Source organism: Desulfonema magnum (assembly GCF_017377395.1).
Taxonomy (GTDB): Bacteria; Desulfobacterota; Desulfobacteria; order Desulfobacterales; family 4be13; genus Desulfonema_C; species Desulfonema_C magnum.
On sequence record NZ_CP061800.1, the window covers coordinates 5,308,264 to 5,328,983 of the forward strand.

A 20,720-nucleotide genomic window follows, 5' to 3' on the forward strand; every position below is an offset into this window, starting at 1 on the left:
GGGCAGGCATAGCTCAGGCATATCTTAATATTTCCAGTTCCAATTCAATTGCCAGAAACGCATCTGATTGCGCCCGCCAAATTGGTCGGATAAACGCTCAAATGCAGCGAATCCAGCATTTTGAAAGTGCCAGTATGCAATTTGCTCAACGTGACATAAATCTGTATCAGACAGAGGAAGCCTTGTTTGCGATGGTTCTTCAGGCTGAACGGCTCAAGCTGAACATTCTTTTGGCGGAACAAAGAGAAGACATGGCACGTGCGGAACTCTCCAACATGATCAGCAGAGTTGCGTTTCTGCTTCAGGAATGGAGCCGCTCCACATATTTCGCCACAATCAGTCCGCTGAACCGGGCAGATTACCGGCTGATTCTCTCTCTTGCCATGCGTGATGCCAATGAAATGTTCAGCTATGCCCAGGAGCGGTGTTATCTTGCCGCAAAGACCGCTGAATACCGGATTAATCCTGACCCGGGTGCCGCGTATATCAACGGCACAATTGAAAACATCATGAAAGCCCGGCGCACAGAGGATTTGCTGACCTATCTGAACGGACTGAAACAGGATGTTTACGGACAGCAGATCAAGCAGGGGGCAAGACAGACGGACAGCCTGAAACTGTCTGTTCGGCATTTTATTGTTCAGAACAATATCATTAAAACGGATGCCGAGGGAGAGATTGTTCCGGGTGAAAGCACGTTTGAAACCCACTTGGACGAGAGCGGAGAACCCTCAGACGCTGAGGCGGTTTCAGATTCGGACTGGCTCGCTTTTCTCAACAGCCATTGTGTGTTTGATTCCAAAATCAATGCCAGGAAGCTGGAGTTTGTGTTCAGCACCTCGCTGACTGCCAGAGCAAAGAATCCGCTTCATATTCCCACATCCAGAGGCATGCTTTTGTCATGGAACGGTGATAAGCCGAGCAAGCAAAACGGCGTGACCATCAATATTTCCGGCAGAGGACTGAGTATCGGGACAGATGAACGGGTGAGGATTAATCTGAAGCAGGAAGGAAGCTCAGTCATTCGATATAAAAAATGGGATACTGAACCAACTGCCATGCGGCTCTGGAACCTGGAATCCGTAATGTCCAATGCAATTGCCGCCATCAATGGAAAAGCGCCCACAGTGCTTACCGGAGACAGTTATCGTCCTTCAACCCCGCAGTTCCATGAAAGAAGCCCTGCGAATGACCGCTGGGTGTTCACCATAAGAGGCGACATGGGCGGCGGCGTGAATGCCAAGCTGCTTGAAGAGTTGGATAAGATCAGGGACATTGAGATCACCTTTGATGTCACCTACTTCACTCCGAGCTCAAGGAAGAGGACCGAAGATTAGCAGCTAAAGACCTGCGAGGTTTTGTAAACCTCGCAGGTCTGATTAGAAATCTCATTTTAACGCCATATTTGAAACATCAGACAAGGAACTGTTCAAGTTATGACGCATACTGAAAAAAACTGCAACTCGGAACGGAAGATAATTATTGAGATGATTGAAGCATCAATGGAACCCTCTGAAAAATCAGGAAAACATCCGAGCAAGCCAGGATGCAACAGTATCGTCTGTGTCAACAAAAGAAAAGAACTTCTGAACTTAAAAAACTCAGACCGGAAATGGGAATTTTATCTTTAAACCCTGTGAAGCATTGTAGGGTGGGGTTCAAGGCAGATTTTGAACCACAGATCAGGGCAGATTCAGAAGATTTCGCAGATTGGCTTCAGGCTGCGGAATCTGTGATAATCTGAGCAATCTGCGGTTCAAGGCAGATTTTGAACCACAGATCAGGGCAGATTCAGAAGATTTCGCAGATTGGCTTCAGGCTGCGGAATCTGTGATAATCTGAGCAATCTGCGGTTAAAAGCAGATTTTGAACCGCAGATCAGGGCAGATTCAGAAGATTTCGCAGATTGGCTTCAGGCTGCGGAATCTGTGATAATCTGAGCAATCTGCGGTTCAAGGCAGATTTTGAACCGCAGATCAGGGCAGATTCAGAAGATTTCGCAGATTGGCTTCAGGCTGCGGAATCTGTGATAATCTGAGTAATCTGCGGTTAAAAGCAGATTTTGAACCGCAGATCAGGGCAGATTCAGAAGATTTCGCAGATTGGCTTCAGGCTGCGGAATCTGTGATAATCTGAGTAATCTGCGGTTCAAGGCAGATTTTGAACCGCAGATCAGGGCAGATTCAGAAGATTTCGCAGATTGGCTTCAGGCTGCGGAATCTGTGATAATCTGAGTAATCTGCGGTTAAAAGCAGATTTTGAACCACAGATCAGGGCAGATTCAGAAGATTTCGCAGATTGGCTTCAGGCTGCGGAATCTGTGATAATCTGAGCAATCTGCGGTTCAAGGCAGATTTTGAACCGCAGATCAGGGCAGATTCAGAAGATTTCGCAGATTGGCTTCAGGCTGCGGAATCTGTGATAATCTGAGCAATCTGCGGTTCAAGGCAGATTTTGAACCACAGATTAGGGCAGATTCATCTGAGCAATCTGCGGTTCAAAAGACACAAAAGGAGGACTAATTGAGTTTTATTGAAATTGAGTCAGATCAAATCAAGCTTCCGCCGGAAGTGGTCAGAAAACTGAAGGGAAAGAAGATTCAGTTTGTTGAATTTCAGAATGGCTTTCTGATGAAGCCTGTTTCCGAAGCTCTCAAAGGCAGCGGTGCTTCTTCAGGTGTTCAGAATTACCAGAATTTCAAATACAAAGACATCACAGGAAGAATCATTGATTGCGCCATGCGTGTTCATTCAGCCCTTGGTCCGGGCTTTCTGGAGGTGATCTATCAGCGGGCATTGGCCATAGAGTTCCAGCGGGAACATCTGGTATTCAAAAGAGAAGTGGAGATGCCGATCTATTACCCGGGGCATCATGAGTCCATCGGTAAAAGAAGAGTGGACTTTCTGGTGGAAAATGTCGTGTTTGTAGAATTGAAAGCAAAATCAAAACTGACGAATGATCATTATGCACAGACGATTAACTACCTTGAGGCTCACAGAGTGATAGAAATCTCCTTATTGTTCAATTTTGGCGAAAAAAGTTTGAAATGGAAACGGTTTGTTAAAAGTAAATCATAACCGCAGATGACACATATTAAGAGGATATCGCTGATTATCCTCAGTCTGCGATAATCTGAGTAATCTGTGGTTCAAAACTGAACAACTCATAAAAACGAAAGGAGTGATTCCTCAGTTCAGGGTTTTCCTGTGGAAGTAAGCAGGCTTTGAACCGCAGATTGACACGGATTGGCTCCAATCAGCGAAATCCCAATAACCTGTGTCATCTGCGGTTCAGAGGCTTAATTCGAGAAACAGACAGCAAAGGTGTCAGACAAAATGAAACGGTCAGAACAGAGTGCGAAACCATGAAGAAAGGAGTTTATTATGCGAAAATTTTCATCTTACGGCGCTGTCAGCAAGAATTTGCATTATTATGTGCCAAGAGAATCTTTAATTCAAAGAGCCTATGCTCAACTTCTCGGTGAGTCCCCGGATGAAGAAGGCGGACATTACATCACTGTCTGGGCTCCTCGGCAATGCGGAAAGACATGGATCATGCGGGAAGTGCTTTGGAAACTGATGAAAGATGAGCGGTTCCATGTACTCAAGCTGAATCTGGAGCATCTCAAAATGACCGAGGACACCGATGATATCGTCTCGACGATTGCGGAACAAGTCGTCGAAGGACTGGGATTAAAAAATATCCGAGTCACTCGTCTCAAAGAATTTGATCGGATATTCAAAAAGGGAACGCTGGACAAGCCGCTGATTCTCATCATGGATGAGTTTGACGCGCTGACTGAGGATGCGATCAGCGGCATTTCAGGGGTTTTTAGAAACATTTATAACATCCGCCAGGAGGATCCGAACCCCTCGGCTGAAAAGGAATACCTGCTGCACAGCGTGGCCCTGATCGGTGTACGGAGCGTTCTCGGTATAGAGAATGTCAAAGGCTCGCCGTTCAATGTCCAGCGGAGCGTTCACATTCCCAATCTTACTTACGAAGAGGTTCGCAGCATGTTCGAATGGTACGAGCAGGAGAGTGGACAGAAAGTGGAACCAGCGGTCATTGACAGATTGTTTAACGAAACCCGGGGACAGCCGGGGCTGGTCTCCTGGTTCGGCGAGCTGCTCGCCGAGGGACATGACTATTTCCGGCCGGATCACAGCAAGCCTCTCACGGCTGAGATATTCGAGGAGGTTTATTCGGCTGCCCTTCAGGTGCTTCCCAACAACACGGTGCTGAATATCATCAGCAAGGCAAAACAGGAACACTGCAAAGATTTCGTGCTTGAAATGTTCAAAACCAGGGACAAAATCCCTTTCAAATTTGATGAGCCCACGTTTAATTTTCTTTATATGAACGGTGTCATCGGCGTTGAAAAAAGCGGATTCTTCCTGAGATTCTCCTGCCCCTTTGTCCAGAAACGGCTGTTCAATTATTTCTCCGGCCAATTGTTTCATTACATGGGTCAGATATTGGAACCATTTGAGGACACGAGCGACACCATCAGCGAGGAAGGGCTGAACATCAAAAATCTCATCCGCCGGTATGAGAGGCATCTGCAAAAGAACCGGGACTGGATGCTGGAGGACGCGCCCCGGCGCAAAGACCTGAGAATATTCGAAGCTGTGTTTCATTTCAACCTTTACGAGTATCTGAACCATTTTCTTGCCAACAAAAAAGCAAAGGTATGGCCTGAATTTCCCACGGGAAACGGGGTCATTGACCTCATCATCCGTTACCGGGAAAAAATCTACGGACTCGAACTCAAAAGCTACACCGATGAAAGCGACTACAGGGAGGCGCTGAGACAGGCCGCACGCTACGCCGTATCTCTGAAGCTGACAGTCATTCATCTGGTCTTTTTCGTGGAGTACATCAATGACGAGTATCGCAAAAAATACGAGGCTGAGTATTACGAGGAAACAGAAAAAGTAAAAGTTGTGCCGGTGTTTGTAGGCACTGGGAAATGAACCGCTTACAGCTTTGTGAGCAAGAAAAAAACTTGGAGAAAAGGAGCATACAATGCAAAACGGAAAAGTATCATACATAAATATCGTCATTACAGTCAATGATGACGGATATTTGGCCCGGTGTCCCGGCATTCAGGGTGCTTTTGCAGAAGGGGATACCATCGAGGAAGCCATTTTTAACTGTGTTGATGTTTTAAAGATGATCGCCGACTACAGAAAAGAACGATCCGAAACCATGAATTTGGATGCGCTTCAGATGACCTCGGATATGCAGATTTCTGTTGCGCTGCCTGTGAATGTGAGCTGATGGTAAAGTTAAAGGAACTGCGATACGGGGAAGTCGTGAAACGTCTGCGAAAATTTGGCTTTCGTTTCTACCGCCATGGGCAGGGGTCTCACGAATTATGGGTGCGTGACACTGACGGCAGGGTTGTTCCTGTGCCCCGACATAAGGGAAAAACAGTTCGCAAAGGAACCCTGAGAGCAATTATTCGTGAAATTGGTGTCAGCACTGACGAATTTATGAAAACATAAGATGTTATCGGAAATAAATGATCAAAAAAATTTTTCATCTGTCATTTATTTCCGAATAATGTCTATAACTCGATAATCAGTTTTTTTGATACAATTCGGCCGGAAAGTCTGTCATTCCTGCGAAAGCAGGAATCCATTCCGGGCCGATGCCGCGGTCCCGGGAGCAGTGGATTCCTGCTTTCACAGGAATGACAAAAAAAATTTGATTATCGAGGCTCAGGTACTTAAGCCACGGATTATTCAGATTACAAGAGTTCACGGAGACTTTCTGCCCGTTTGAGATTGATAAATCCCTGACATTGTCAGACAGATCAGACAATTCAACGAGAGCGGAACCCAGAAGTTTTTAATCCGTGACATCTGCGTAATCCATTTCAATCCGTGGTTCTAAACCTCATCAATAAAATAAAGGAGCAACAAAATGAAGCAAATCCTCTCAGCCATAATTATAAGTAAGTTGCAAAAAGTTCTTTGACAAACGGTAAAGGCGCATCTGAAAGCAATTTCCGGGCATCTGTGATCCTGTCAGATATGTTTTTCATTGATATTCAGGAAAGATTGCCTGATTTCTCCGAGTAGGGATGAACCGGTAATTCAATACTGAGTCAGTCTGAATGGGAATGCGGCTAATTATAAATGTTAAAATTCCGAGTTGTCCGCATGGAAATACCTGCCCGGAGAAACATAATCCTAACTGTTTAATATCAATATGTTGAACATATGTCTGACAGTTTTTTTCCTCAGCCGGTCAGCCAGAAGTCGTCCGATAATACTCCGGCCGCCTTCAGTCTCTGATGACGGGACATTCCGAGAATGTACCGACAAGCTTCATCCGCGGAGGTGTCGATGTTCTCCGTGGGACGGTTTGCCAAGGCACGTCCTTTGACACTTTTCCACAGATGATCCATGGCATTCAGTTCCGGAGTTGCCGTGGGCAGAAGCCTGATTTCAATTTTCAGTTCGCCGGCCAGTCCGAGACTGTCATCCGCAGTATGCGGCGTTCCCCGATCCTCGAAGAGAATGATATTCCAGCCACGCCAGTGCGAACGGATCATCTTCAGGAAGCACCGGTGTGTATATTCATCCCAGATGTCCGTAATCAGTAATAAAACATCGCCGCTGCGGATATTAATGACTCCGTGAATAACGCGCCTGTCATGATTGCCTGATATCGGGACTCTGACCTGCTCTCCCCTTCGTCCGTAGCACCCGCGAAGCGGAGGATTCTCCGTAATGATAGTCTCATCAAGCATGAGAATCACGGTGCGCTTCCGATCTGACAATCCTCGGAGGAGCCCCCTTTTGCCTGCCGCCAGGTCGGCGAACGACGGATCAGATCATAGCGAGGAACTTTCCAGCGGATGCCGAGGCGTTTCAGCGCGTAGCTTACGCTGCGTTTCGAAACTCCGATACCGTATGTGTCTGAAAGATATCGGACAAGCAGATCCGATGTCCATACAGAGGAGCGGTAGCCGAAGTCACGCGGATCCTTATCAATAATTCTGTCAATAAGCGGATCGACAATTCCCAATGCCGTACAGGGACGACCGCTACGCTGAACATCTCCGATCCGCCGGAGCGGAGAAATATCCTTACCAGCACGGAACCTGTTTACCCAGTTATAAATTGTCCGGCGGGAAACACGCGAAAGATGTGCGACATCCTGAACGGACATTCCTTCATCAAGCCAGAGCAGAGCCTGGGCGCGACGGAATTGTCCGACCTCGTTTCCCGCGGTGAGCACGGATTCCAAAGCCGATTTATCTTCACTGCCGAGTTTAAAAAAAGCTCTCATCATTCACCTCCTCTTTTTTTAACCGGAAGATATCATATATATTTCCTTTTGTCAAAATGTTTTTGTAACTGTCTGACAGGAGGAAGGAATGTCCGATCTGTGCCCCGTATTCTGCGTATTTCTTCCGGACGATCCGCACCGTGATTAAGAATAACCGGAGTATCATCAGATAGCCTCATACTAACCATCTGATATTAAATGATTAATATATTGTGAAAAGACTTTTTGCAACTTACTTAGCTTTGATTTTGGCATCCGTGTCTCACGCGGGTGTTGACAAATCCGGCGTAACCCCCAACGTCATCTCCCTCCCCTCCGGCCCCGGTTCCATCGAGGGCCTGGGAGAATCATTCGAGCCGCAACTGAACAGCGGCACGGCATCTTATCGGGTTCCGCTGAACCTTCCCAAAGTGCGGGGAAATTCCCCTGGATTGGCTTTGGAATACAACTCAGGCTATGGAAATGGTTATCTCGGCATGGGCTGGCGATTGAATATTCCGTTTCTCCAGCGTCAGACAGACAAAGGACTTCCGCTTTACCAGGATGATGACACCATTATCGAATCAAACGGAGAGGAACTTGTGCTGACAGATGCGGCCGGCATATATCGCTGTGAAAACGAATCCTCATTTACCAGATTTCAGAAAATGGAGGATGGTTCATGGCAGGCACATCATAAAAACGGAAGTTTGTCCGTTTTTGGCGGCACTGAGGATTCCCGCCAGAATCGTGCGGCAGGTGAGACATTCCGATGGATGATCTCATCCGGGCAGGACACCAACGGCAATCAGACAACCTATCAGTATTTTCAGGATAACGGACAGGTTTATATCAAAGAAATCCGATACGGAAAACATGCAACTGCCTCATCCTCCGAATATCGTGTTGAATTCGCCTATGAGACTGGCCGCCCCGACCCTGTGACAGATTACCGAGGACGGTTTAAATGTGTCACCAGCCAGCGACTTGTCAGCATCACCGTTTATGACGGAACCCGGCGGATTCGCCACTGGGCTTTGGGATATGCGGATTCTCGGCATTCGCTGCTCACGGAAGTTAAAGTTTTCGGCGATGACAACGCAAATCTCGGAACCGATGCCCAAGTCAATAGGGATTTTCTTCCGCCCATGAAACTGGGCTATACGTCTGAGCAATTTAATCCGGCCATGATGAATGCGGAAAATACGCCGTCTGTTTCGTTTCAGAACGGAGAAGCAGAACTGGTGGATATTAACGGTGACAGCCTGCCTGATATTCTCTTAAATGAGTATGACGGAACCTATTACTCCGCAATCAACAAAGGCGAAGGAAAAAAATGGGAGGCACTTAAACCGTTTAATTTCAGCCCTTCTGCCAGCTTGTCAGCCCCCACAACCCAGCTCGCGGATTTGAACGGAAACGGAAAATCAAAACTGCTGGTTCAGGATTATACGGGCGCGTATTACTACCATCCGTTTGACGCGCCTCAGACATTTGGAAAAGATGTTGATTTCGTCATTCCCGGTCATTTTCCCATTGATGATCCGAATGTGCGTTTTGCAGACATCAACAATGACAAGGCCATTGACTTAATGGCAACGGATCCGGGTTCGTTTTCGTTTTTAATCAACAAAGGCGAGGGCACACAGAATTATTTTCTGGAAAATCCTCCGGAACCGCCTGCCTCCGGAATCAGTTTTTCCAGTGGCTGGCAACTCGCGGATATGAACGGCGACAGGCTTCAGGATTTGGTTCTGCTGGGAACACAGGAACAGGGCGGAACCCTGTTCCATGCAAACAAGGGATGGGGAGAATTTGATACCCGCGAAGCCATGACCGGAGGCCCCAAAGACAGCGAATTGGGAAATCTTGGAACAGAGCGGCTTTTTATTTCAGATATCAATCATGACGGACTTTCAGATTTGGTGTTTGTGGATTCGGGCATTGTAAGATACTGGCTGAATGAGAACAATAACAAATGGGGCGTGACACAGGAAATCACAAACGGAATTCCGGATTATGACGCGGTGAATGTGGCGGTGCGGTTTGCAGACATGAACGGAAACGGTTCAACCGACATTGTCTGGAACAGCTCAGGTATTGGTTTGAAATACCTTGACTTTTTCCCTGCGGAAAAGCCTTTTCAACTGAGTCGGATTGAGAACGGTATTGGCAGAACTATTGAAATTAAATATGCCACCTCAACAAGTTACATGGTTTCCGCCATGGACACGGAGGATGAATGGACATCTGTTATTCCGTTTCCGGTGGATGTTGTCAGCAGTTTTACGGTTTATGATGGTGCGGGAAATACCTATCGCAGCACCCTGACTTATCGGAACGGTTATTATGACGGAGAGAAAAAAGAGTTCCGGGGTTTTGAATTTGCTGAGAAACGGGAGATCGGCGATGCAAGCGTTCCTGATCTGATCATGGCTCATGTGTTTGATATGGGAGATGTGGATGAGGCATTAAAAGGCAAGCCGCTGGCTGTGGAGGCGCAGAATGAGAAAGGTGAGGTTTTTTATCGTGAGAATTATGCGTGGGATATACGAAGTCTCGCACAGGGGATTAATCACGATGACCGGGATGTGACTTTTCCCTATCAGAGAGAAAAAACACGGGATATTTTGGAGAAGGGGAATGGCGCGCCGGTTCGCTTAAAATGGGAATTTGAATATGACGATTACGGCAATATGACAAAGCAGGTGGATCATGGCCGTCTGGATGAGGTATGGGATGATGAACGGATCACCATCACTGCTTTTTCCTCGGCGTATGAATCCGGCGTTTCAGCGTGGATTCTGGATAGACCTGTTGAAACGTCCGTTACCGATGAAAGCGGAACGCTTGCTGCAAGAAAACGGAATTATTATGACGGATTTTCAGTTCTCGGACAGGTCAGCAAAGGCAATCTCACCAAAACCGAGGATTGGATAAGCGGAGATCAGTACGCGCTGACGGTCAGAAATGATTATGACGAATACGGAAATGTTATTGCAACGTATGATGCGCTTTACGGAACAGCACCCGGGCATTATCGGGAACTGACGTATGATTCGGTATTTCATACGTTTCCGGTTCAGGAAGTCATTTATACCGGAAAATCAGATTTGCCAAGCCTCACCATGTCCGCAACTTATGATTTCGGATTGGGCGTAATGACCTCTTCCACAGATTTTAACGGATTTACAACAAATTACGGATATGATACTTTCGGAAGACTGACTTCAATGTCAAAACCACCGGATACAGGCCATACTCTTGAATATGATTACATGCTGGCTTATGATCTGGGAGACGGCAAAATCATCAACTGGGTGGAAACCCGGCAGAAGGACAACAGCGCTGACGGTTTTCTCAGCTCCCGAACATTTCATGACGGCCTGGGAAAAAAAATCATGACCCGTGCGGAGGGCGAAACTTCGGGGCAGATTGTGGTGACAGATACGGTAAAATTCAATGCACGGAAAACCGAATGGAAAAAATATCTCCCGTATTTTGAAACCGGAACGCTTGATTTTGCTGATCCAAAATTTAATACTGGATTTACGGAACATTTTTACGATGCCATGGGCAGGGAAATCCGGGTGAATCAGCCTGCGGATTCGGATGGCACGATTGTTTATTCCGCCACAACTTACGAGCCGCTGATAAAATTTGTCCAGGATGAGGAGCAGACAAACCCTGCTTCTCTGCATTATGGCTGCGGGATGCGCTATGCTGAGGACGGCTTGCAGGACAAAGACGGAAATGGCCGTCTGAGGCAGGTTTATGAAGTTGTTAAACTGACGGACGCGGGCGAATCCGGGGGGCTGACAGAATGGCTGACCGCATACACTTATGATCTGAATGACAATCTCACTAGGATCACGGATTCTTTTGGAAATCAGAAATTCATGGCATATGACGGGCTGAAGCGGAAAACTTTTATGAATGATCCGGATCGGGGCAAGATGTATTATGAATATGATGATGCGGGAAATCTGATAAAAACCACAGATGCAAAGGGACAGGTCATTGAATATGCTTATGACGGCGTGAACCGGCTGACTGAGGAATATTACGGCGGAGGAAAGAGTTCGCCGGATGTGCAGTATCATTATGATACGCCTTTCGGAGCCATAGACAGGGGGGATTTTTGGGAATCGGATTCTGCGGAAAAGAAAATTGCGGACGGCATTTTAGGCAAAGTCGAGCTTACCAGCGATGACGACCTGAACAGCGACGGAAAGATTGATGTGGCAGATGTGGTTATGGCGGCCAGACCTGCGAGGTTTTTAAAACCTCGCAGGTCTTCTTCAAAACCTCGCAGGTCTTCCGCTCTCACAGCTGAGAATACCAAAGGATTTCTCTCTTATGTGCAGGATCAGTCCGGCGAGGAGCATAACTCCTATGATGAGCGGGGGCGGGTTTCATGGGTGATCAAGCGGATTGGTGAGGCAGATCATCTGCAAAATTTCTATACTGCAATGGCCTATGATTCAATGGATCGGGTCACGAGGCTGACGTATCCTGATCAGAGCAGTATCAGCTATGGTTATAATTCACGGGGGCTGCTGGAGTCTGTGCCGGATGTGATTGAGCAGTATGATTACAATCCTGCGGGACAAAATGCCGTGCTCAAGCTTGCCTGCGGAACAGACACGGGCTATTCGTATGATCATCGCCTGCGCCTGGAGCATCTTTATACAAAACGAAGCAGCGATAATCTGACCTTGCAGGATTTGAATTATGCGTTTGACGGGGTTTCCAATATCACCGGTATCCAAGATAATCGTCCAGATTCGCTGCTGGATAGTGTTGGCGGCGAACTTGGGATTACTTCTGATGAGGCTTGCAGGTTTAATGCCACGCAGTCCTTTGATTATGACTCGTTATATCGTCTGACAAAGGCGGAGAATGCTTTGGTTTACGGCACGATAAATTACCGGTATGACAGAATCGGCAATATGATTCACAAATCCGCAAGCCTGAATACGCCGGATGCGCTCATGGATTTGGGCGGAATGACCTGCGGCGGTGATATGGGAACCCGAAACCGTGCCGGAAGAGATGCGGGAGATGCTCCGGGGCCTCATGCGATTACGGCCACGGAAAAAGGCGTTTCAGGTGCGATGCAGTTTGAATATGATGCCAACGGCAACATGACTTCCGATAACGGCATGAGTTTGTCATGGGATTTCAGAGACCGGCTTGCAGGTCTGAAAAAAGGGACAACCAGTGCAGATTATCTCTATGATTATTCTGATACCCGCAAGAGGAAAACTGTAACCGATTCAGAGGGGGCGACAAATGAGGTGCTGTATATTGATAAGTATTCGGAAATCAGAGAGGGGAACCTGATAAAATATGTTTATGCCGGGAACAGCAGGATTGCCCGTATTGAAAATGGCGAGATGACACCCACAGGGTTTTATCTGCATGACCATCTGGGCAGCACCTCATTTACTTTGTCTGATAACGGATCGGTTACAGAGCAGCTTGTGAATTATCCCTATGGAAATCCGAGGTTGGAGAAACGGGCGGAATTTGTAAATGCGGCGGCGGATTATAAATTCACTGGCAAAGAACGGGACTTGGAAAGCGGGTTGCAGTATTTTGAGGCGCGGTATTATTCGGGAACGCTGGGGCGGTTTAATCGGGTGGATCCGATTGTTAGTAATGTCTGGAGTAATTCCAATATAAAACTGTTATTGCTACCTCAGAGTCTTAACACATATGCTTATACATATAATCGTTGCTTAATTGCAAATGATCCAAATGGTGAAGTTGCTAATTTTGTCATAGGTGCTGTTATTGGCGGTGTAGTGGGGGGAGCTACAAATATTATTGCTGCCAAGATACAAGGGAAACCTATAAATTTAGAATCATTGGCTTTTGATGTTGTGATGGGAGCAGGCACTGGTGCTATAACTAGCGGAGCCAGTGCTTGGGTACAAGGAGCTAATTTAACTACAAAAATATTGGTAACTCAAGGGGTCGGAGTAGTTACTGATGTTACAGCGAGTGCCATTAACCAGTATTATTATAATGGAAAAGTAGATACTGGTACATTAGCTAAGGATGTTGTGGTAGGTAGAATATTAGATATAGGTGCAGGAGACGTGTTGAAGGAAGGTTTTGATGATTTGGCAAAAGTAAGATCTCTATCTAACTATGGTTATTCAGAGCTGGATCATATTTTAAACCGTGTTCCTGGATGGGTTCAAAAGCGTGTAGATGACGCATTTCCTCAGGCAGGGTTTATAGGAAAAACATTCGAGGATTCTTCAAAGGCTTTAATTAGCTTACCTAATAAACTTAGTGCTTCAGATTCTCCCGTACAAGGTATCAGCATAAGTGAACCCTCAACAGGTGTAACTTTATGGCACAAGTAGCCATGTAAACTGGCATGAATATGCCCACCGTTTCATCAACTGTCTGAACCATGATTCACAGGATGAAAGAATTTTGAACCACGGATTACCGCCATCTCGCTACATGGATTAGGGATAAGCAGGGATTCAGGCCTTTGTTGCATAAAATCCCTGCTTATCGCTAATCCGTGCAGATGGCCCCTGAACCACGGATTATACGGATTTCTCGGATTTCTCGGATTAAAAAATCTGTGCAATCTGTGTAATCCGTGCTAATCTGTGGTTCAGATGCTTATCTACACGGATTATGTGTAAGAAAAGGATTTCCGCCCGGAGTTCAGCGTAATCCTTTCTTAACCACAATCCATGTAGATGGGAGTGAAAAATCCGTGTAATCCGTGTAATCCGTATAATCCGTGGTTCAGAACCGTTGCGAAACCGCTCAACCTGTCCGAACCATGATTTGCAGGATTAAAGAATGACCATGATTCAAACCTCAGTCATGGAAATCCCTGAATCCTGAGAATTATGGTTCGGACAATGAATAACAACCCATAAAAACGAAAGGAAAAAGGAAAATGAGACAGATCGTATTGGTAATGTTTTTTGTAATTCTGGCAGGAGCCATGACACAGGCGCAGGAGACATCCGTGCCGCCGCTGGTGAATTATCAGGGGATGCTGACAGATGCGGACGGCAAACCGCTCACGGGAACCAAAAAAATTGAGTTCAACCTGTACGATGCGGCAATGGGCGGAACAAAAATCTGGGGGCCGCAGATTTTTGCCAGCGTTCCTCTTGTAAATGGAAGTTTTAATGTCATTCTCAGCGTGGCTGAGGACGGAAAAAGTTCCATTGCAGATGCGTTTGGCGGGAAAGACCGATATCTCGGCATCAAGGTGGGGGATGAGGCGGAACTTGCGCCGAGGCAGCAGATTCTGAGTACGCCGTTTGCGATCAATGCAAAAAGTCTGAATGGTTACAATTTGCAAGAACTGATTGATCTGATCAGATCGCCTGATTATGACAGCGGATGGTTCTTCGTGGAGCCAGGCAATAACTATGACAAAGAACATAATCTGGGATCGTTGCCCAGATCAGCTACGATATGGGGTGCTACCGATAGCGACGGAAGCAATATGTATTTACTGACGGATGGTCACAAGTGGACAAACGGCGGCCATGGTTGCTGGCTTCAGAAAGTTACGACAAATTCTTATAGAATTTCAACAGGAACTAAGAGTGCCATGTGGGCCGGAGGGACGGATTATTTTACTGACTGGAGCAATTTATCCGGTTACATAAAAGTTCTGATGTGGAAATAGATTTTGAACCACAGATTACTCGGATTACACGAATTTTTGTAATCAGCGAAATCAGTGCAATCCGTATAATCAGTGGTTCAGAGGCTTATCTACATGGATTATGTGCAAAAAGGCATTAGGCATTGTTCGGTTCAGAATTTTCTTATGGAAATAAAGGGATTTTGAACCACGGAGTATCACAGATTTTCCGGATTTCTCGGATTAAAAAAATCTGTGCAATCTGTGTAATCCGTATAATCCGTATAATCCGTGGTTCAGATGCTTATCTACACGGATTATGTGTAAGAAAAGGATTTCCGCCCGGAGTTCAGCGTAATCCTTTCTTAACCATAATCCATGTAGATGGGAGTGAAAAATCCGTGCAATCTGTGTAATCCGTATAATCCGTGGTTCAGAACCGTTGCGAAACCGCTCAACCTGTCCGAACCATGATTTGCAGGATTAAGGGATGACCATGATTCAAGCCTCAGTCATGGAAATCCCTCAATCCTGAGAATCATGGTTCGGACAATGAATAACAACCCATAACAACGAAAGGAAAAAGGAAAATGAAACAGATCGTATTGGCAATGATTTTGTAATGCTGGCAGGAGCCATGGCACAGGCGCAGGAGACATCCGTGCCGCCGCTGGTGAATTATCAGGGCATGAATAGCTTTTGAACCACTGATTACCGAAGATTACACAGATTGCACGAATTTTTTTAATCCGTGAAATCCGTGAAATCCGTATAATCTGTGGGTGGTGTTCTAAAACTGGACTTGTTCCGATATTTGCCAAATTGATTCAGAGGGTTAAAAAATTTAGCTCCACTTTTAGAACATTACCCATCTGTGGTTCAGAGCTTGAAAACAGAACGGAATATCCTTAAAATGAAAAAGTGGACTGTCCAAGACCGATATGGTAACATGATTTACATGACTGAGGAACGCTGGAATCACATTCTGGAGTCCCGTCCCGAGCTGGAGCCGTTTCTTGATGAGTTTCTGGAGACAATACGAACCGGACGGCGCAGACAGGATGCTCTGATACCCAATGAATATCGTTATTATAAACAATTTGACGAACTATTGCCCGATAATAACCACTTGGTTACGGTTGTCATCTTCAAGACCCGCGTGGATGATGCGGGAAATTATGTGCGTAACAACTTTGTGGTTACAGGATGGGCAAAATCTATTATCCTAAAAAGGTGAAAAAATGAGTGATATCAGATCATATGAAGCAAAGACAGAGTCTGCGGAGTCTGAGGATATCCGTCTTGTATATGACGAAGATATGGATACGCTGGACATTTTCTTCGGTCAAAATGAACCGGCAACCGGTGTCGAACTGACCGACCACATTCTTCTTCGCCTGAATCGGACAACAGGATGTGCGGTGAGCCTGACATTTCTTCATTTTTCGATTCTCACGGAACAGACCGAATACGGACCGCGCAGTTATCCCCTTGATAAACTCGGGGAGTTACCGGAGGATCTTCGGGAATCAGCAATCCGTGCTGTGAGCAGGCCGCCTGTCAATCAGTTTCTGAAGATGTCGTTCTTTCAGGAATCGTCCTCAAGGCACATACCTCTTACTTATGTGGAGCAAGTTCCGAAACTGGTTCCAGAGGCGGCCGCCCAAGGGGCTTGAAAAAACTGATCCGAACCATGATTTGCAGGATAACAGGGTGACAATGATTCAAAACCAATGCATCATCAATCATGGAAATCCCTCAACCCTGGGAATCATGGTTCGGACAATGAATAACAACCCATAAAAACGAAAGGAAAAAGGAAAATGAGACAGATCGTATTGGCAATGGTTTTCGTAATTCTGGCAGGAGCCATGGCACAGGCGCAGGAGGCATCCGTGCCGCCGCTGGTGAATTATCAGGGGATGCTGACAGATGCGGACGGCAAACCGCTCACGGGAACCAAAAAAATTGAGTTCAACCTGTACGATGCGGCAACGGGCGGGACAAAGTTCTGGGGGCCGCAGATTTTCAGCAGTGTGCCGCTGGTGAACGGCATGTTCAACGTCATCCTTGGAGAGAAAGATGAGGAGAAGAGGCTGATAACAGATGCCTTCGAATCAAGCGGGCGATATCTCGGTATCAAAGTTAATGACGGAGATGAACTCTTTCCCCGCCAGCAGATTCTCAGCACCCCTTACGCCATAAGAGCTGAAAAAGCCGGAAAAATATTGCAGGTTGTACATAATGACGGTCACGGAGATAGCGAAATAATAATTGATTCCCCGCTTAATCCGGCTGAAAAAAGGAGAAACCTCATGCTGACCAGAGCAAAAAGAAAGACATTCACCACAGATGAATACCATCAGATGATCGAAGCAGGTATTCTCAGGGAAGGTGATCGCCTGGAACTTATCCAAGGAGAAATCATTCAAATGGCAGCTATCGGAAGCAATCATGCATCATGCGTAGGAAGACTGACCCATCTGTTTTCAGCGAATTTTGCAGAAAATGCAATTGTATGGGTGCAAAATCCTGTTTGTCTGGGGAAGCACTCGGAACCTGAACCGGACATCTCACTTTTGAAACCACAGCCCGACTTCTATGCCAGCCGCCATCCTCGGCCCGAAGACGTGCTGCTAATTGTGGAGGTGGCCGACACATCGCTTGAAGATGACCGTGAGATCAAACTTCCCCTGTATGCAAAAGCAGGGATCAGGGAAGTGTGGATTGTGAATCTGAAAGCATCGTGCGTGGAGGTATCCACCAGTCCATCGGGTCATAAATACCTGAATGTCAGGGTATTTCACAGAGATTCCGTACTGAGCCTCGGGATTTTTCCTGATGCGAAAATTCTTGTAGATGACATCATCGGTCAGAGCTATCCCCTGACAGCCATGTAGGATGGGTATGAACATGCCACCATTTCATCTAAAAGAATTCTGAACCACAGATTACCGCCATCCCGCCACATGGATTAGTGATAAGCAGGGATTCGGGCCTTTGGTGCATAAAATCCCTGCTTATCGCCAATCCGTGCAGATGGCCCCTGAACCACGGATTATACGGATTTCTCGGATTTCTCGGATTAAAAAAATCTGTGCAATCTGTGTAATCCGTGCTAATCTGTGGTTCGAATGCTTTATCTACATGGATTAGTGATAAGCAGGGATTCGAGCCTTTGGTGCATAAAATCCCTGCTTATCGCCAATCCGTGCTGATGGCCCCCGAACCACGGATTATACGGATTTCTCGGATTTCACTGATTAAAAAATCTGTGCAATTCGTGTAGCTTGTGATAATATGGACTTCGAACTTATGAAAACCTAAATTGAGCGATTCTTTGGCCTGAATATGATTCCCGGCTTGTAGTATAAGGGCTTCGGCGGTTTCCGGGTTTTCACCCATCGGGTGAAAAGTGTAAAATACAAAAAGCCCCGGCTGCCGGACTCTTAGCCAGTTTTTCTGAAAAGAATCGCTCAATTTAGGGAAAAATCTGATTCATACAAAAAAGGAGGTGAAAACATGGGTAAAAGTATTTATCGTCCGACCATTGTCCGAACAGAGCGGGGACTGACCATAGGCGGAACCCGGCTGACGCTGTATATGATTATGGAGTTTCTCAAAACCGGCTATTCGTGGGATGAGATACAGGATGAATTCAGGCTGACCTTCAGACAGACAGATGAGATAAGAGAATTTCTTGAAACCCATCGTGAGGAGGCTGAGAAAGAATATGAGCAGGTGACGGCACTGGCGGAGTCAAACCGCCGGTACTGGGAAGAACGAAACCGTGAGCGGTTTCGGCAGATTGCTGAGAAACAGCCCGAACCTGAAAGACTTGAACTCTGGAGGAAATTGCAGGAATGGAAAAAACGTCTGGCACAGCAGGAATTACAATATTAGCCGACCATGATATCGAAGGAAAGGCCCGTCTGCTGTATCATACGCTCAGGAAAGAGGGGTGGACGGAGCTGTGTTCTGTCAAAATGATTTTGTTTGCCGACGTGGGGCTGGCAGATAACAGCACAGACAGGGAGGTATGGCGGTTTGCTCAGAAAAACGGCATGATTCTGCTTACGGGAAACCGCAACATGGAAAATGAGGATTCATTGGAGCAGACCCTTCGGGATGAGAACACCCCGGAGTCTCTTCCTGTACTGACGGTCAGCAGAGCCGGAAGATTGGACGGGAGAGTGTATCGTCAGAGATGTGCTGAGAAGATAATGGAGATAGCTGTGTATCTTGAAGATTATCTCGGAACAGCAAGAATCTTTATCCCTTAACACAATTTTTTTAAAAGCGCTTCAATCCGGTGTGAATCTTCGGTTCAGAAGCTTATCTGTAAGGATTGTGTGTGCGTCATCAGATGGAAAATTATGTATAGGAAAGGAATTTTCACCCGCAGTTGCAAAGTAATCCTTTCTCCACACGCAATCCATGCAGATGGGACTGTGTGAATCTGCGATTTGGATTCATTACGAAATTTTTTAAAAAGGAGATGAACAAAATGAAAGGCATCCAATTTTTGGTAGATGACAAAGGAGAAAAAACGGCAGTTCTGATTGACCTGAGGGAGCATGGCCGGCTGTGGGAGGATTTTTATGACGCATTGATCGCCCGTTCAAGAAGTAACGAACCCAGGGAATCTTTGGAATCTGTCAGAAAAAGATTAAAACAGCAGGGGAAACTGAATGGATGATTACACCATAACATTCGCACGATCCGCCCGCAAAGAGCTTGAAAACCTCGACAGTGCCTCAGTCGGCAACATCTTTTCGAGAATTGAAAAACTCGCAGAAGTTCCCCGTCCGAGAGGTTGCAGCAAGATACAGGGCCGCAAGAATCTGTGGCGTATTCGTGAAGGCAAATATCGTATCATTTATTCCGTTGATGATAAGAAACGGCTGATAGACATTATAGCCATACGTCATCGGAGAGAAGCTTACAGAGCAATGAGGTTTTCATAGTATAACAGGTGGTGGTATGAAACAGTTCAGAACCGTTGCGAAACCGCTCAACCTGTCTGAACCATGATTTGCAGGATTAAAGGATGACCATGATTCAAACCTCAGTCATGGAAATCCCTGAATCCTGAGAATTATGGTTCGGACAATGAATAACAACCCATATAAACGAAAGGAAAAAAGGAAAATGAGACAGATCGTATTGGCAATGATTTTTGGGTAGTCCTGCAAAGGTAGTGATGAATCCCGTTCAGTTCCCCGGTTGTCAGGACACTGAATCTCATTCATCACTACTTGTGCAGGACTACCGATTTTTGTAATTCTGGCAGGAGCCATGGCGCAGGCGCAGGAGACATCCGTGCCGCCGCTGGTGAATTATCAGGGCATGAATAGCTTTTGAACCACTGATTACCGAAGATTACACAGATTGCACGGATTTTTTTAATCCGTGAAATCCGTATAATCTGTGGTTCAGAGCTTGAAAACAGAACGGAATATCCTTAAAATGAAAAAGTGGACTGTCCAAGACCGATATGGTAACATGATTTACATGACTGAGGAACGCTGGAATCACATTCTGGAGTCCCGTCCCGAGCTGGAGCCGTTTCTTGATGAGTTTCTGGAGACAATACGAACCGGACGGCGCAGACAGGATGCTCTGATACCCAATGAATATCGTTATTATAAACAATTTGACGAACTATTGCCCGATAATAACCACTTGGTTACGGTTGTCATCTTCAAGACCCGCGTGGATGATGCGGGAAATTATGTGCGTAACAACTTTGTGGTTACAGGATGGGCAAAATCTATTATCCTAAAAAGGTGAA

The 20,720-nt window shown here is 46.2% G+C and carries 18 protein-coding genes; 16 read left to right on the plus strand and 2 right to left on the minus strand.

Annotated features, from left to right (window positions below; translation table 11 throughout):
* The first annotated feature begins 101 nt into the window (after positions 1 to 101).
* From dnm_RS20305 to dnm_RS20330, 6 genes are all read left to right on the plus strand, one after another.
* A complete protein-coding gene (locus dnm_RS20305) occupies positions 102 to 1,337 on the plus strand; it encodes a hypothetical protein (RefSeq protein ID WP_207678729.1) in 1,236 nt (411 codons plus the stop codon).
* A 99-nt stretch (positions 1,338 to 1,436) separates the two neighbouring features.
* Entirely contained in the window at positions 1,437 to 1,631 is a 195-nt protein-coding gene (locus dnm_RS20310) for a hypothetical protein (protein WP_207678730.1), read from the plus strand.
* An 891-nt stretch (positions 1,632 to 2,522) separates the two neighbouring features.
* Positions 2,523 to 3,077, plus strand: coding sequence for a GxxExxY protein (locus tag dnm_RS20315; protein WP_207678731.1), 555 nt, complete (start codon positions 2,523 to 2,525; stop codon positions 3,075 to 3,077).
* Between the two features lie 306 nt (positions 3,078 to 3,383).
* Positions 3,384 to 4,976, plus strand: coding sequence for an AAA-like domain-containing protein (locus tag dnm_RS20320; RefSeq protein WP_207678732.1), 1,593 nt, complete (start codon positions 3,384 to 3,386; stop codon positions 4,974 to 4,976).
* Between the two features lie 52 nt (positions 4,977 to 5,028).
* Positions 5,029 to 5,283 carry a type II toxin-antitoxin system HicB family antitoxin gene (locus dnm_RS20325; protein WP_207678733.1) on the plus strand — a complete coding sequence of 85 codons (255 nt, stop codon included), beginning with the start codon at positions 5,029 to 5,031 and terminating at the stop codon, positions 5,281 to 5,283.
* Positions 5,283 to 5,510 carry a type II toxin-antitoxin system HicA family toxin gene (locus tag dnm_RS20330; protein WP_207678734.1) on the plus strand — a complete coding sequence of 76 codons (228 nt, stop codon included), beginning with the start codon at positions 5,283 to 5,285 and terminating at the stop codon, positions 5,508 to 5,510. Before dnm_RS20325 ends, dnm_RS20330 begins: the two co-directional genes overlap by 1 nt.
* Positions 5,511 to 6,250: 740 nt before the next feature.
* Here the strand turns inward: dnm_RS20330 and dnm_RS20335 are convergent.
* Both dnm_RS20335 and dnm_RS20340 read right to left on the minus strand, forming a co-directional pair.
* Positions 6,251 to 6,793 (minus strand): transposase, encoded by a 543-nt coding sequence (locus dnm_RS20335; RefSeq protein WP_207678641.1) that lies wholly within the window; start codon positions 6,791 to 6,793, stop codon positions 6,251 to 6,253.
* Entirely contained in the window at positions 6,769 to 7,308 is a 540-nt protein-coding gene (locus dnm_RS20340) for a helix-turn-helix domain-containing protein (RefSeq protein ID WP_207678640.1), read from the minus strand. Before dnm_RS20340 ends, dnm_RS20335 begins: the two co-directional genes overlap by 25 nt.
* Positions 7,309 to 7,517: 209 nt before the next feature.
* Here dnm_RS20340 and dnm_RS20345 point away from each other — a divergent pair, with 209 nt between their 5' ends.
* From dnm_RS20345 to dnm_RS20390, 10 genes are all read left to right on the plus strand, one after another.
* A complete protein-coding gene (locus tag dnm_RS20345) occupies positions 7,518 to 13,664 on the plus strand; it encodes a toxin TcdB middle/N-terminal domain-containing protein (protein ID WP_207678735.1) in 6,147 nt (2,048 codons plus the stop codon).
* Positions 13,665 to 14,221: 557 nt separating this feature from the next.
* Positions 14,222 to 14,968 carry a DUF8740 domain-containing protein gene (locus tag dnm_RS20350; RefSeq protein WP_207678736.1) on the plus strand — a complete coding sequence of 249 codons (747 nt, stop codon included), beginning with the start codon at positions 14,222 to 14,224 and terminating at the stop codon, positions 14,966 to 14,968.
* Between the two features lie 871 nt (positions 14,969 to 15,839).
* Entirely contained in the window at positions 15,840 to 16,163 is a 324-nt protein-coding gene (locus dnm_RS20355) for a hypothetical protein (protein WP_207678737.1), read from the plus strand.
* 4 nt (positions 16,164 to 16,167) lie between these two features.
* Complete coding sequence (locus dnm_RS20360) at positions 16,168 to 16,602, plus strand: DUF2283 domain-containing protein (RefSeq protein WP_207678738.1); 435 nt, start codon at positions 16,168 to 16,170, stop codon at positions 16,600 to 16,602.
* A gap of 147 nt (positions 16,603 to 16,749) precedes the next feature.
* On the plus strand, positions 16,750 to 17,826 hold the full coding sequence (locus dnm_RS20365) for a Uma2 family endonuclease (RefSeq protein WP_207678739.1): 1,077 nt from the start codon (positions 16,750 to 16,752) through the stop codon (positions 17,824 to 17,826).
* Positions 17,827 to 18,448: 622 nt separating this feature from the next.
* Positions 18,449 to 18,829 (plus strand): DUF433 domain-containing protein, encoded by a 381-nt coding sequence (locus dnm_RS20370; protein ID WP_207678740.1) that lies wholly within the window; start codon positions 18,449 to 18,451, stop codon positions 18,827 to 18,829.
* Positions 18,790 to 19,209, plus strand: coding sequence for a DUF5615 family PIN-like protein (locus dnm_RS20375; RefSeq protein ID WP_207678741.1), 420 nt, complete (start codon positions 18,790 to 18,792; stop codon positions 19,207 to 19,209). Before dnm_RS20370 ends, dnm_RS20375 begins: the two co-directional genes overlap by 40 nt.
* Positions 19,210 to 19,433: 224 nt before the next feature.
* Positions 19,434 to 19,625, plus strand: a complete 192-nt coding sequence (locus tag dnm_RS20380; protein ID WP_207678742.1) for a hypothetical protein — start codon at positions 19,434 to 19,436, stop codon at positions 19,623 to 19,625.
* Positions 19,618 to 19,893, plus strand: a complete 276-nt coding sequence (locus dnm_RS20385) for a type II toxin-antitoxin system RelE family toxin (RefSeq protein WP_207678743.1) — start codon at positions 19,618 to 19,620, stop codon at positions 19,891 to 19,893. Before dnm_RS20380 ends, dnm_RS20385 begins: the two co-directional genes overlap by 8 nt.
* 502 nt (positions 19,894 to 20,395) lie before the next feature.
* A complete protein-coding gene (locus dnm_RS20390) occupies positions 20,396 to 20,719 on the plus strand; it encodes a hypothetical protein (protein ID WP_207678737.1) in 324 nt (107 codons plus the stop codon).
* The last annotated feature ends 1 nt before the right edge of the window (position 20,720 follow it).